Raw genomic sequence first — 14,362 nt, forward strand, 5'->3', positions numbered from 1 at the left:
CAGAATTCTGCGCGAAGCGGAGGAAAAAGACACGGTAAAATCAATCAAAACGGGAGGCATGGCAAAAAATATCCCGACGGAGCCACGACGAGAGATTTCAGGCTCATTATTCAATTAGAAAATGCTGGGTCATCGCATCATTCAAACTGCGCAATGCAATTTTGTAATATAATGTTGTGTTGTTCGGGTGAAGCACGCGCCGAATAATCGGAGACAGTTTATGAAGATATTCCCTTTGTATTTGCTGTCCAACAGAATCAAGCATTTGTTTGTGCGGTGTTTTTGTCCCGACACGCATTTAATTGCGGATTGCAGGAAATACGGCCTGAAATTCAAATTCCATGCGCTGGACGGCGTGGGGCGGGACATTTACTACAAATACGGCGTATACTCGGAAGACGATATAACGGAATTTTTGCTCAAAACGCTTAATATAACCGATAGTGATATTATTCTGGATGTCGGCGCAAATCTTGGATGGTATTCGCTGACGCTGTCCCATGCCGCGAATCCGGCGGTTTTCGCATTTGAGCCGGAGCCGCATAATTACCAGTTGCTTTCGGACAATATCAAACTCAACGGGAAAACCAATATACATCCGCAAAACATGGCAGTGGACAAGACCCCCGGAACGAAAACTTTGTATTTGTACAAAAAATGCAATCTGGGGAGGCACTCGCTGATAAAGAGCCGTAAATCGGTCGGCAGCGTGGAAGTTGAGGCAACAACCATAGACGCTTTCGCCGCCAGGCAGTTGCAGGGGAAAAGAATCAAATTGCTGAAAATAGACACCGAGGGCAACGAGCTTAACGTTCTGCTTGGCGCGAAAGCCACATTGCCGCAGATAGACAACATCCTTTCCGAGTTTTCTCCGGCCATAATATCCGGTTTGAATCAAAATCCGCGGGATTTTATTGATTTGCTTGAGCAGCAGGGATTCAAACCGTCTGAGATTTCAGACGAGGGCAGATTAACCGTTGCCGATATTCCCGCAATGCTGCAAAATCCCGCGAAGGCCCGCAATATTTTCTGGACAAGAAATCACCCCGCAACCTGACAAGACAGGGCATAGCATACACTTGCCTTACAAATAACGGTTCCGGCAATTTGTCATGGTCGCCGCCGAATCCGGTGGGAACTGTAATAATGTTCGCGTCCAGCACATGTCCGTCCGGTTATCTCGCCGCCGACGGCGCGGATATTTCCACAACCACCTATTCCGCGCTGTTTGCGGTTACGGGCTACACATTCGGCGGCTCCGGCGGGAATTTCAGGACGCCCAATATGCAGGGCGTTTTCGCGCGCGGCTATGACGCGGCAGGCTCAACCGATACCGCCCGCGCATTTGGAAGTTTTCAGGAAGATGAGATAAAAGCACATGCGCACACTATAAATCTATACAATCATGCCGCCGACGCTGGTGGTGGTACTCCAGCGTCAAGTTACGGCAGCGGAACTGAAAACACGACATCATTGGTCGGTGGCACGGAGACACGCCCCAAAAATATCGCGTTGCAGCACTGCGTCAGGTATTAGGGGTATCGGGTATGTAGACGGAATGAATTTTTTATCTCTTCCAGCAGGTAATATACGGTAATAGGGAAACATGCGTTTGCTGCAATCGTAATTCTGTCTGTTCCCGAGACAAACCAGCGGATACGGTTAACCTGAATGTTTCAGTTGGTTGCGAGAACCGAGACGAAAAAGCGCAGAATATTTGCGCATAAAATTTTCCGAGAGGCCTGTTGCCCTGTAAGGCAAAATTTAGAAGCAAAGATGAAGCGATTTTTTGGCGAATTCCGCAAGCCAACTGAAACATTCAGGTTAATGCCGGGACAGGTTTGTTTAGATGTTCAAAAACGGTACAATGAGATTGTTCAGTGATGATGGAGGCGTACTATATGAATAAGCTGGATGTCGGATGTGGCAGGAACAAGCTTGCCGGTTATATGGGTTTGGATATAGCTGCGTTGCCAAGTGTTGACATAGTTCACGATGTCAATGTTACGCCATGGCCAGTTGCGGATAATTCATGCGATGCTGTTTGCATGCGGCATCTTATTGAGCATTGCGACAGCATCCCGCGCGTCATGGAGGAAGTGCATAGAATTCTGATTCCAGGCGGCATCGTTGAGATAGTAACGCCGCATTATACCGACACTATAAGCTGGAAAGACATCACGCACAAATGGCATTTAAGCACCAAATCCTTTGAATACTTTGAGCCGGACAATGGCACCAGCTACTACAGCAAAGCCAGATTTGAAACAGTTGACAGTTACGTTGAGCTTGCCAATCCTTTCAGATACGCGGGATTGGAATTTCTGGTAAATCTTCAGCGAAAAAGCGGGGTTTGGAGATTTTTCAGGCGATGGTGGGAATTATATCTCTGCTTTGTGATTCGCGGCAAAACCATGCATTTCAAACTTAAGGCTTTGAAATAGCTTATGGTGTCTGTGCCTGTTCTGCTTTATCACTGCATTGCTCCTAACCGCGAGATAACCCCTGCCGGTTTTGAACGGCAGCTTGAGTATCTGTCGTGCAACGGTTACCGCACTGTGCCTCTGCAAAATTTCCGCAAATTTTTGAATGGAGACATGTCTTTGCCGGCGCGTACCGTATTGATTACTTTTGACGATGGTTATGCGGACAACTGGATATGCGCATATCCTCTGCTTAAACGTTACGGTTTCACCGCCTCCGTGTTTGTCACAACCGGAAGAGTAATCAATGCTCCGGCGCGCAAAACCATTTCCGAAGGCGGACAGCCGCCGCCCTTCACAGGCCAGCATGCGGGGGCATTCCTTTCGTGGGAGGAATTGCGCCGTATGGCTGAATCCGGAGTCTTTGAAATCGGCTCGCATACCCGAACGCACAATGATTTCAATAAACACAAAAGCTGGCCGGATATGCCCGCGGAACTGGTTGATTCCGCAAATGAAATTTTTGAAAAAACAGGGAATCGCCCCGACACATTGTCCTGGCCCTGGGGCTATTCCACTCCGGAACTTGCGAAATGCGCGCTGGACGTCGGATACAAGATGGCATTTGCCGCAAAACCGGGATCCAACACGCCGCGAACCGATAAATTCTTTGTGCGCCGATTCACCGTAAGAATGGGGGATGTCAACTGGCTGGCGCGACGTCTCTGGTTATATAGCCACCCCTTGCTAGCTTCAGCCTACGGCTCCATGTACAGGATAGTGTGATACGTGTCCGCCGCCGAATCCGGCGGGGACGGTGATGATGTTCGCGTCAAGCGCCTGTCCTGCCGGTTATCTCGCCGCCGACGGCGCGGATATATCCACGACGACATATTCCGCGCTGTTTGCGGTAACCGGCTACACATTCGGCGGCTCCGGCGGGAATTTCAGGACGCCCAATATGCAGGGCGTTTTCGCGCGCGGTTTCTTCTGATAGCTTGGCCGGAAACCCGCGCGGGAAGATATTTCGCGCCGCCATTATGTAAAATATTAAAACTGCTTTTTTATGGACACTCTGGATTCTCTGCTTATTGCGATGGACGGAGCCGTGCGCAAGGCTCCGGCTAAAGTGTTTTTTGCGGGATTTGTCCTTTGCGGGCTGTTTTTTATTGCGCTGATGCCGCCGTATCAGACGCCGGATGAGCCGGCCCATCTGCTGCGCGCTTGTAGAATGCTGCAGGGGGAAATTCTGCCCGCCGCCGGCGCGCCGCACGGAGCTTTTGTGCCGGAGGTGAAGGCCGTATCCTATCTGCCCTGGCAGATGAATGCGCGGTTTTCGCTTGAAAAACTGCGCGAAATCATTAAAACCAGCCCGCCGCTGGACGCGCGGGCCGCCGCGCTGCCTTCCGCCGACCCGAAGGACGAGGCGGAAAAATTCTTCACCCCCACGCTTTACAGCCCGGCGGCATATGCGCCGGTTATCGCGGCGCTGGTTGCCGCCAAGCTGTTTTCGCTTTTGTCCGCGGCGGCGGTGTTTGCGGCGGGATTTGCCGTCGTCTCGCGCGCTTTCACGGCGCGGGAGCGGCTGCTTTACGCCGTCGCCGCTTTTCTGCCGATGAATATCCACCAGAGCGCGGCTTGCAGCGCGGACGGCGTGACGCTTTCACTGTCATTTCTTGCAACCGCGCTGGGACTGGCTATGTTTGCCTCGGACGAAGAGGGAAAGCCGCACGCGCTCTTCCTGTGCGTTTCGGCGCTGCTGGGGCTTTGCAAGTATGTTTATATCGTCATTCCCTTCGCGCTGGAAACCGCATGGCTGCTGAAAGCGCCCGCAAAACGCATTGCGCGGGCGGCGGGGTTTGCCGCAGCCGTCATCGTGCCGGCGGCGTTGTGGGCGGCGGTTGTGAACGGATACATGCCGCATGTGGGTGTCCCGGCGGAGCAGGCCGGCAGGCTGCTGCACCCGCTGGCGGCGTTTGCGGCGGCGCTTAAAACCTGTTTCAGATGTTCGTATATGCAGGGGCTTATAGCGAATTTCGGCTGGTATGACGCGCCCGCGCCCAGATTCAACATACAGCTTTATTTCTGCGCGATGCTGATTACCGCCTCGGCTTATTCGGCGCGGGCGGCGCTGCCGCATCTGGCGGGCTGGGCAGCGATTATATGTCTTTACTGCGCGATAATGCTGCTTCAGATAATAGCGCCGTTTATAGGAGGCGACGCGCAGGGCAGATATTTCCTGCCCATGATGCCGCTGCTGCTGTTGTCCGTCCCAAGATTTATAAAACTCTCCGAACGCGGCATGAGGTTGCTTTGCGCCTTCACCGCGGCGCACTGGCTGTATTTCTTTTTATACGCCTGCCTGTATTCCGCTGTCTGGAGCAGATACTGGTCCGCTCCGCTGCAATAATTGCCAACTGCCAAATGAAGGTTGCAAGAGGCCTGTCGGGTAACGCCGGCAGAAGCGACCGGGGCTGTTATAAATTTATACAATTTATCCATGGAGACCATAATCCTTGGCGGCGGGCTGGCTGGCGTTTCGCTGGCCTGTTACCTGGACGGCAAATCCGTCATACTGGAAGCGGAGGACCGCGCCGGCGGCCTTTGCCGCAGCTTTCCATTCTGCGGCGGGTATTTTGACATAGGGCCGCATATACTTTTTTCCAAAAACGAGGCCGCGCTGAAGGAACTGCTGGCCTCGGCTGACACGGAGCGGCTGCGCCGCTCCAACAGAATCTTCCACAACGGGCGGTTTGTTAAGTATCCGTTTGAAAACGAGTTGTCCGCCCTTGCGCCGGAGGAGAGGGACCGCTGCCTCCGCGAATTTCTGGACAATCCCTACCGCGATTATCCGGCGCGGAACATGCTGCAATTTTTTCTTAAAACTTTCGGCGAGGGGATAACCCGCCTCTACCTCCAGCCCTATAACGAGAAAATCTGGAAATTCGACCCCGCATTCATGGACACGCAGATGGTGGAGCGCATCCCCCGCCCGCCGGACGGGGATATACGCAAATCCGCCGCCGGGGAGGCTACCGAGGGCTATCTGCACCAGCTTTATTTCAACTATCCGCGCGCGGGGGGAATAGAATCCGTAGTGCGCGGTTTCCTGGCGCGGGCGGGGGGGAAAACCTCGCTGCGCGCGCCGGTCAGAATCAAATCCGTCTCAAAATCCGGCGGGCAATGGGTTGTGGATACCGACTGCGGCGAGTTTCGTGCCTCCCGGCTGGTCAACTGCATGCCGCTGCACGAGCTTTTCAGGTATATTGACGCGCCGTCGCAGGTGAAAACCTCGCTGTCCGCGCTGAAATACAATTCAATACATATCGTGGTCCTGCGCGCCGGAAAAGACGGCATCGGCGATAATTTCGCCGTCAACATAGCCGACAGGGATATAATTTTCCACCGGCTCAGCAGGCTTAATTTTCTGGGGGAGAAATACGCCCCCGAAGGCGGCGGCGCCGCGCTTATGGCGGAGATAACATTCCGTCCGGAAAGCGACATCGCCTCCTGGCCGCCGGAGCGGCTGATAGCGCGGGTGAAAGAGGATTTGGCAAAGCTCTCTCTGGCGGGCGATATTACGGACGCGGTTTGCAAAACCTTCAAGTACGCCTATGTCATTTACGATTTGGAGCATAAAAAGAACAAAACCGCGGTCATAGGCTGGCTGGAAAGCCAGGGCATAACCTGCTGCGGCAGGTTCGCGGAGTTTGAATATCTCAACATGGACGCCGTGGTCGCAAGCGCGATTGCGGCGGCGGGAAAACTATGCAAAAAATAAAACTGTCCGTTGTGATGCCCAGTTTCAATGAAGAAGGCGCGGTTCCGCTGATGATAGAGTCCATCAGGAAAAACACCGCGGATTACGACACCGAAATACTGCTGGTGGACAGCAGCAAGGACCGCACCCCGGAAATAGCGGCGAAAATGGGCGCGCGCGTCGTCTCCCAGCCGCCGCGCGGCCACGGCATAGCGCTGCGGACCGCGCTGGAAAGCGCCTCCGGCGATATTATCATAACCTCCGACTGCGACAATACCTATCCGATGGAGTATATCCCACGGCTGGTCCGCCTTGTCTGCGAGGAGGGTTATGATATAGTCTCCTGCTGCCGGATGACGAAAGAGCTTGGCAAAGAAATGCCGGCAATGAACAAATTCGGCAACTGGATGTTCGCTTTTCTGGTGCGGACGCTTTACGGGATAAACGTTCATGATGTTACCACCGGCATGTTCTGCATGAAGAAAAACGTCGTCTCCGCCGTGCGGTTTGAGACGAATTATTCGCTGCCTTGCGAGATAATAACCCGCTCCGTCCGAGCGGGGTTCAGGCATAAGGAGATAGAAATTCCCTACCGCCTGCGCGTGGGCGAGGTTACACTCAACCGCTGGCGCAGCGGCAAGGCGTATCTGAAGTGCATTTTCAATTACAGGTTCGGCCTCGGCTTCAGCCCGGAGCAGTTATGAAAATACTGGTTACCGGCGGTGCGGGCTTTATCGGCAGCCATGTTTCGGACAGGCTGCTGGAGGCCGGGCATTCAGTCGTCTGCGCGGACGATTTGAGTCTGGGCCGCAAAACCAATATCGCGGCCTGTCTGGGCAATGCGCGCTTTGAGTTTGTAAAGGCGGATGTTTCGCGTCCCGCCGCGCTGCGGCGGATATTCGCCGCGCATAAGTTCGGCTGCGTTTTCCATCTGGCCGCAAATTCCGACATTCAGGCCGGAATAAAAGATCCCGGCATAGACATGCGCCGCACCTTCGCCACCACCTCCGCCCTGCTGGAAGCCATGCGCGCGCGCGGCGTCAAGCAGCTTGTTTTTGCCTCCACCTCGGCGGTGTACGGCGAGGCGGACCGGCCCATGGCCGAGGATTGCGGCCCGCTGGTTCCGGTTTCGCATTACGGCGCGGCAAAGCTGGCCTCCGAGGCGTGGATTTCCTCCTACTGCGCCAATTGCGGAATAAAAAGCTGGATAGTGCGTTTTCCCAATGTGGTTGGCGCGCGCGCCACTCACGGGGTGATATTTGATTTCGTCAACCGCCTGCGCGGGAATCCGCGCAGACTGCTTATTCTGGGAGACGGGAAACAGCGCAAGCCGTATCTGCATGTAAGCGACGTCGTCTCCGGCATGATTTTTGTCTGGAAAAACGCGAAGGAAAATTTCAACCTCTATAATCTTGCCGGAAGCGGCGCGACGACAGTGGATAAAATCGCGCGGTTTACCGCCGCCGCGATGAAGCTTGGCGGAGTAAAATTCAGCTACACCGGCGGCGCGCGCGGCTGGCAGGGCGATGTGCCGCGTTTTGACTATGACACCGCAAAACTCCGCCGGCTGGGGTGGAAAGCCGCGCTGGATTCGGATTCCGCCGTCAGGCTCGCCGCATGCGAAATAGCCGGCGGCGCAAAGCATTGCTCCAGATGAAAGCCGTAATTCTGGCCGGCGGGAAAGGGACGCGGCTGGGCGAGCTGGCGGCTGCAATGCCAAAGCCGCTGGTCCCGGTGGCAGGTGTTGCGCTGCTTGAGCATCAGCTGCGGCTGCTTGCGCGCTGCGGGGCGGAGGAAGTTTTTATTTTAAGCGGCTACCTGGCGGGGCAAATCCGCGATTTCGCCGGGGACGGCGGGAAATACGGCCTGAAAATCCGGCATATCGCGGAAAGCGCGCCGCTTGGCACCGCCGGGGCTTTGCGCCAGATGCAGGGCGTGGCGGGGGGGGATTTCATCGTCCTCTACGGCGATATAATGCTGGACATGGATTTGCGCCGCCTTCTGGATTTTCATAAAGCCAAAGCCGCCGCCTGCACGCTGGTTATTCATCCCAACGACCATCCTTTTGACAGCGACCTTGTGGCTGTTGACGGCGGCAGCCGGATAACCGCCGTGCATTCAAAGCCGCATCAGCCGGGGCTGTGGCTGCGCAATCTTGCAAATACCGGCGTATGCGTCATGTCGGAGGCCGCGCTTAACTGCATCCCGGAAGGTGTGAAATCCGATTTTGTACACGATATATTGCCGGGCATGGTTTCGCGCCTGCCGGTTTACGGATACGCGACGCCGGAATATCTTAAAGACATTGGCACGCCGGAGCGGCTGGCAAAGGCGGAGCGGGACCTGCTTTCCGGCAAAATAGCCGCGTTCAATCTCAAAAACAAAAGGCGCGCCGTGTTCCTGGACCGCGACGGCGTCATCAACCGCGAAAAAGGCCTTATTTCCCGCCCGGAGGACTTTGAATTGCTGCCGGGCGCGGCGGAGGCCGTGAGCAACATCAACGCGGCGGGGTTTCTGGCGGTGGTCGCCACCAATCAGCCGGTGGTTGCGCGCAGCCTGTGCGGCATTGAAACCGTGGAGCTTATCCACCGCAAGATGGAGACGCTGCTTGGCGAAAAGGGCGCGTATCTGGATGCGGTGTATTACTGCCCCCATCACCCCGACAAAGGCTATCCCGGCGAGAATGCGGCTTATAAAATTGACTGCGCCTGCCGCAAACCCAAACCCGGAATGCTGCTGCGCGCCGCCGCGGAACTGAACATAGACCTTTCCGGCTCCTATATGGCCGGCGACAGCAAACGCGACCTTGACTGCGCCCGCGCCGCCGGGGTGAAAGCGATTGCCGTGGGCGGGCTTTCCGGCGGGGATATTGACTGCGCCGATCTTGCCGCAGCGGCGGAAATAATTACCGGGGCGGGCAAATGAGCCGTTTTGAAGCCGCCCTGCGCCGCATTCTGCCGTATGTCTGCGGCGCATGGGTAATTGTCATATTTGCCTCGCTTAAATGGCGCTTTCTGGACCCGTTTCTTGCAACTACCTGGCATGGCCGCATTGGGTTTGATTTCTTCTCCATCCCGCGCGCTTTCATAAATCTCGTCCACGGGCAGAGCATTTATGCCACGCGGGCCTGCTCCTACGGGCCTTACGCGACATGGTTTCCCTATCATCCGGCGGCGGCGGTTTACGCGGGTTCGTGGCTTTCGGTGTTTCCGCCCTGGGCGGCGTTTTATGTTTTTGCGGTTTTTTCCGTGCTGGTTTTGCTTTTCTGCGCGCGGCTGCTGGGCCGCCTTTCCGGCAATGCGCTGAACCGGAGTTTTATCTGCTTTCTGCTGATATTCCCGCTGCCGGTTTATCTGATGATATGGAACGGCCAGCTGCATGTGCTGCTGCTGGCGGCCTTCTGCCTCGTCTTTTACGATTTGCTCTCGCCGGAAGACGGCGCGGCGCTGCGGCCCGCGCTTATGGCGGGAATTCTGCTGTCGCTTTTTTCCAAGCCGCTTGTGCTGCTGGCTTTGCCCGCGCTGCTTGCCGTGCCGAGCCGCCGCAAAACGGTTTTATGGAGCGCGGCGGCGTACGCGGCGGTTTCGCTGGCTTTTATTTTAATCCCCGCGCTGAACCCGCGCGCGGCGGGGTTTGCGAGGATATGGGATGTCCTTGCCCATCCCGCCCATATGTTCCGGCGCGAGATTTACAGGGGGGTGCAGATAGTTTCCTATCGTCCCGAAATGCTGGCCGACAATGCAATTCACTGGCTGAACATGCGTTTCCGCGACGGTATTGGTCAGCCGGGGCATTTTGAGCTGATGTCGCTGTCCTCTTTCTGCGGGGATATTGCGGGCAGGCGGTTGCCCGGCTGGATTCTCAAAATTCCGGCGGCGGCGGCGCTGGCGGTGTCTTTGAAACTGTTTTTCGCGCCGCAGTCCCGGCGCGCCGGGGCCGCGGTCTTTGCCGTGATGGCGGCGGCGCTGTCTTTTTTCCTGTCTTACGACGGGGTTTACGAGTATCATTACGCCGTCGCGCTTGTTCCGCTGGCTGTTATGCTGATTTTGCATGAAAAAGAGACGGACGCCGTCTCTGCAAGGCTGATGCGCTGGTTCTGCGGCTGCGGCGCGCTGCTGCTGGTTCCGACCTCTTATTTCTGGCTCAGAAATCCGGCTTTCGGTTTTCATCGCCCGGCGCTGGCCGGGCTTAACGATATTTACATCTCCGTTTTCACCAGCTCGCATATTTATGACTGGGCGCTGGTGATGATTCGCTGGAGCAGGGTGTTGCCCGCGCTTGTGATGTTTTCACTGGCGGTAGCTCTGGCCTGGAGGCATTCCCGGTGAACCCGCGCTGGCCCCGGCTGGCCGCTTTTCTGGAAAAGCGGCTTCCCGCCATCACGGCGTGCTGCCTTGCTGTCATGCTGGCGTCAATCGGCTGCGCGGTGTGGCGGCTGGCGTATCACGCGCCGGGCGGCGGGTTTCTGGACACTTTCATGGCTACGACCTGGCATGGCAAGGCCGGGCTGGACTTTTTCTCGGTGCCGCGCGGGTTCATAAATCTTATCCACGGCAAAAGCATTTACGACACCTGGGGCTGCGCCTACGGCCCGTACGCTTCGTGGTTTCCGTACCACCCGGCTGCGGCTGTGCTGGCGGGGTCCTGGCTGTCGCTTTTCCCGCCGTGGACGGCATACGGGGTATTTGTCCTGTTTTCCGCCGCGCTGCTGGCCGGCTGCGCCAAGCTGGCGGGGCGTTATGCCGCCACCGCGCTGGAGCGCAAAACGCTCTATTTCCTGTTTCTCTGCTCGCCGCCGGCGTATCTGCTTTTGTGGAACGGGCAATTGCATGTGTTCACCGTTGCCGCCGTTTCGCTTGTGTGCGCGGAGTTCCTGTCTTTGCAGGCAAATCCCGCTTCCGGCGGGCTGCGCCCCATGCTGGCCGCCGGACTGCTTATAAGCCTGCTGACAAAGCCGGTGCTGCTGCCCGCGCTGCCCGTGCTGGCAGCCGTACGGCCTTTCAGGAAAACCGTGGCTTTGAGCCTTGCTGTTTACGCGGCGGTTTCGCTGGCTTTCATCCTGATTCGCCCGCTGAACCCGGCGGGACTGGGCGCCAATGCGGAAATGTCCGCGCTGCTGCACCCGGAGATAATTTTCAAAAAAACGCTGGAGGGCAACATACTGCGCGTCCACTACCGCGCGGATTTTCTGCGCGATAATATCATTCACTGGCTGAATATGCGTAACCTTTCGTCCATTGTCCGTGCGGATAACTTTGAATTCATGTCGGTTTCCGGTTTCTTCACGGATTTGCTGGGGCCGCTGAATCCCGCCTTGTGGAAGCTGCCGGTCATGATGCTTTCAGCTTTTTCGCTGTGGCTGTTTTTTATAAGGGACCAGGCCCGGCGCAACCGCGCGGCTTTTTTCGTGTTCGCGTTTGCGATACTTTCTTTTTACCTTGCCTACGATTCGGTTTACGAGTATCATTACACCACGCTGATGGCGGTGATGGCGTTTATTTTCGTTTCCGGCATGGGCGGCAGGGCGGCGCGGGCCGCCTGCGCGGCGGGCGCGCTGTTTTATGTGCCGACGTCTTATTTTTTCGTGTATAACCATGCTTTCGGCTGGCATGGCGCGCGTTGCGCGGCCTGGCCGTTGCGCGCGATACTGGCGGTGCATGAAAATCAGCCGCTTGACTGGGCGTTGTGGATTATCCGCTATATGCGCGTGATTCCGGCGCTGGCGATATTCGCGCTGCTTTCGTACATAATCTGGACGGAACTGACATGCGAAAAGTCCTCATAATAGGCGCCGGCCCCGCCGGCATAACCGCCGCCTGCGAGCTTGCCCGCGCGGGGGCCGAAGTCTCCGTGCTTGAGGCCGACGATTGCGTGGGCGGCATATCCCGCACGGTGCGCTGCGGCGGGCTCAGGCTGGATATAGGCGGCCACCGCTTTTTCTCCAAGTCCGATACTGTGATGAACTGGTGGCGGGACCTTCTGCCGCTTCAGGGCGCGCCGGCAAGCGATGATATTATTCTGGGGCGCAGGCTTTTTGAGCCGTCCGGCGGCCCTGACCCGCAGATTTCGGACGAGGTGATGCTGGCAAGGCCGCGCGTCTCGCGCATACTCTACGGCGGGAAATTCTACAATTATCCTGTGTCGCTGTCGGCGCAGACGCTTGCCAACCTGGGGCCGCTCCGGACGGCGCGGATAGGCGTCTCCTATCTGCGCCGGCAATTGCTCCCGATAAAGCCGGAACGCAGCCTTGCCGATTTCTACTCCAACCGTTTCGGCGATTCGCTATACGAGACTTTTTTCCGCGATTATACCGAGAAGGTGTGGGGGGTGTCCTGCGCGCGCATCAGCCCGGAATGGGGGGCGCAGCGGGTGAAGGGGCTGTCGGTGGCGAAAGCTGTCGCCCATGCCGCCAGAAATGTTCTGGGCCTTGCCGGCGGGAAAGTTGAAACCAGCCTTATAGACAAATTTTGGTATCCCAAATTCGGCCCCGGCCAGTTGTGGGAGAAGGCGGCCTCCCGCGCCCGGGCGGCGGGGGCGGAATTTTTCATGCGGCGGCGGGCAGTCTCTTTTGAGACGGAAAACGGCGCGGTCAAAGCCGTAACCGCGCGCAATCTGGAAACCGGCGCGGCGGAGACTTTCGTGGCGGACGCTTTCATCTCCACTATGCCGGTGCGGGATTTAATCGCCGCTTTCGGGGATGCCGCGCCGCCGGAGGTTCGCGCCGTCGCCGCCGGGCTGGAATACCGCGATTTCATAACTGCCGGACTGTTATATCGGAAGATAAAGGCGGTTAATAAAAGCGCGGTTCCCGCGCTGCCGGGCCTTGTGCCGGACACCTGGATTTACATACAGGAGCCGCAGGTGAAAGCGGGCCGTCTCCAGATATTCAACAACTGGAGCCCGTACCTCTGCGGCGGGCGTGAAGGGGTGTGGCTGGGCGTGGAGTTTTTCTGCCAGGAGGGCGACGGTTTCTGGAAGCTGGACGACGCCGAAATCTGCCGCCTCGCCGTCCGCGAGCTGGAAGCCATAGGCTTTGCCGACAGCGGGGAGCTGGCGTATTCCGCCGCCGCCAGAATGCCCAAAACCTATCCCGGCTATTTCGGCGCATATTCCGGCTTTGGCAAGGTCCGGGAGTTCATGGACAGCGTTCCCAATCTCTATCCCGCCGGAAGAAACGGGATGCACCGTTACAACAATATGGACCATTCCATGCTTTCCGCCATGAAAACGGCGGAAATAATAATGGGTTCCGGCGGGGACAAACGCTCGGTCTGGGCGGTGAATTCGGAAGAAGAGTATCATGAATCAAAATGATTCCCTGCTGCGCCGCCCGCTTTTCTGGGCCGTGGCGGTTTACTGCGCCGGGTTTGCCGCATTGCTGCCTTTTCTGGTTTATCACATAGACGCCGACGGGATTTCGTATATAAGCATAGCGCGGCATTATCTGGACGGGGATTTCGCGCTGGCTGTAAACGGCTATTGGGGGCCGCTTTTTTCCTGGCTGCTGATGCCGTTTATGGCGGCGGGAATAAATCCCCTTGTCTCGGCCAAGCTGGCCGGTTTTGCAAGCGGGCTGCTGGCGTTGTGGGGCGCGCGGCGGCTGTGCGCGGCGCTGGGCCTGTCGCTTTTTTCGCAATGGGTTGTGCTGCTGAGCCTTGCTCCGGTGGGTCTTTCCTTTTTCTGCCAGCTTATATCGCCGGATTTGCTGCTGGCCGCAATTCTGGCGCATTATTTCGTTTTTGCGCTGCGCGATGATTTCGGCGCGGACGGCAGGGAGGGGCTGGCCTGCGGCGCGCTGGGCGGTCTGGCGTATCTTGCCAAGAGCTATGCGCTGCCGTTTTTCGCCATACATTTTACGGCGATATGTTTTGCTCGGAGGCAGTTCAGAACATGGGCATGGGGAATGGCGGTTTTCGCGCTTGTGTGCGGGGCATGGGGTTCGGTTTTAAGCCTTAAGTACGGCGGGACGGCGCTGACAACGGCGGGCCGTTATAACCGCGATGTTGTCGGGCCGTCTTATAAGGGCCATCCTGTCAATTACGAGGGGTTTTTCGCTCCGGCAAACGGCAAGGCGGCAAGCATCTGGGAGGACCCGTCGCTGATTGAAACCCGCCGCTGGAGCATGTTTGATTCGCGGGCGGCTTTCCTGCATCAGCTTCGCCTGCTGGCGGATAATTTC

The 14,362-nt window shown here is 56.9% G+C and carries 13 protein-coding genes; all 13 read left to right on the forward strand.

The window, feature by feature from the left end; all coding sequences use genetic code 11:
- The first annotated feature begins 220 nt into the window (after positions 1–220).
- Positions 221–1,057, forward strand: coding sequence for an FkbM family methyltransferase (locus WC421_08055; GenBank protein MFA5162185.1), 837 nt, complete (start codon positions 221–223; stop codon positions 1,055–1,057).
- A gap of 74 nt (positions 1,058–1,131) precedes the next feature.
- The gene (locus WC421_08060) at positions 1,132–1,536 is read left to right on the forward strand and encodes a phage tail protein (GenBank protein MFA5162186.1); all 405 of its coding nucleotides are present in this window, start codon (positions 1,132–1,134) and stop codon (positions 1,534–1,536) included.
- Between the two features lie 365 nt (positions 1,537–1,901).
- Positions 1,902–2,444 (forward strand): class I SAM-dependent methyltransferase, encoded by a 543-nt coding sequence (locus WC421_08065; protein MFA5162187.1) that lies wholly within the window; start codon positions 1,902–1,904, stop codon positions 2,442–2,444.
- A 159-nt stretch (positions 2,445–2,603) separates the two neighbouring features.
- A complete protein-coding gene (locus tag WC421_08070; protein MFA5162188.1) occupies positions 2,604–3,209 on the forward strand; it encodes a polysaccharide deacetylase family protein in 606 nt (201 codons plus the stop codon).
- Between the two features lie 34 nt (positions 3,210–3,243).
- Positions 3,244–3,417, forward strand: coding sequence for a phage tail protein (locus WC421_08075; GenBank protein MFA5162189.1), 174 nt, complete (start codon positions 3,244–3,246; stop codon positions 3,415–3,417).
- A 72-nt stretch (positions 3,418–3,489) separates the two neighbouring features.
- Positions 3,490–4,833 carry a DUF2142 domain-containing protein gene (locus WC421_08080; GenBank protein MFA5162190.1) on the forward strand — a complete coding sequence of 448 codons (1,344 nt, stop codon included), beginning with the start codon at positions 3,490–3,492 and terminating at the stop codon, positions 4,831–4,833.
- 90 nt (positions 4,834–4,923) lie between these two features.
- Positions 4,924–6,204, forward strand: coding sequence for an FAD-dependent oxidoreductase (locus tag WC421_08085; GenBank protein ID MFA5162191.1), 1,281 nt, complete (start codon positions 4,924–4,926; stop codon positions 6,202–6,204).
- Positions 6,192–6,887, forward strand: coding sequence for a glycosyltransferase family 2 protein (locus WC421_08090; protein ID MFA5162192.1), 696 nt, complete (start codon positions 6,192–6,194; stop codon positions 6,885–6,887). Before WC421_08085 ends, WC421_08090 begins: the two co-directional genes overlap by 13 nt.
- Positions 6,884–7,840 (forward strand): NAD-dependent epimerase/dehydratase family protein, encoded by a 957-nt coding sequence (locus tag WC421_08095; GenBank protein ID MFA5162193.1) that lies wholly within the window; start codon positions 6,884–6,886, stop codon positions 7,838–7,840. The genes WC421_08090 and WC421_08095 overlap by 4 nt, the downstream gene beginning before the upstream one ends.
- Complete coding sequence (locus WC421_08100) at positions 7,837–9,108, forward strand: HAD-IIIA family hydrolase (protein MFA5162194.1); 1,272 nt, start codon at positions 7,837–7,839, stop codon at positions 9,106–9,108. Before WC421_08095 ends, WC421_08100 begins: the two co-directional genes overlap by 4 nt.
- Entirely contained in the window at positions 9,105–10,511 is a 1,407-nt protein-coding gene (locus WC421_08105) for a hypothetical protein (GenBank protein MFA5162195.1), read from the forward strand. Before WC421_08100 ends, WC421_08105 begins: the two co-directional genes overlap by 4 nt.
- Positions 10,508–11,968 carry a hypothetical protein gene (locus WC421_08110; GenBank protein MFA5162196.1) on the forward strand — a complete coding sequence of 487 codons (1,461 nt, stop codon included), beginning with the start codon at positions 10,508–10,510 and terminating at the stop codon, positions 11,966–11,968. The genes WC421_08105 and WC421_08110 overlap by 4 nt, the downstream gene beginning before the upstream one ends.
- Positions 11,950–13,497 carry an NAD(P)/FAD-dependent oxidoreductase gene (locus WC421_08115; GenBank protein MFA5162197.1) on the forward strand — a complete coding sequence of 516 codons (1,548 nt, stop codon included), beginning with the start codon at positions 11,950–11,952 and terminating at the stop codon, positions 13,495–13,497. The genes WC421_08110 and WC421_08115 overlap by 19 nt, the downstream gene beginning before the upstream one ends.
- Positions 13,498–14,362 lie beyond the last annotated feature (865 nt).

Source organism: Elusimicrobiales bacterium (assembly GCA_041651175.1).
Classification (GTDB): domain Bacteria; phylum Elusimicrobiota; class Elusimicrobia; order Elusimicrobiales; family Elusimicrobiaceae; genus JAQTYB01.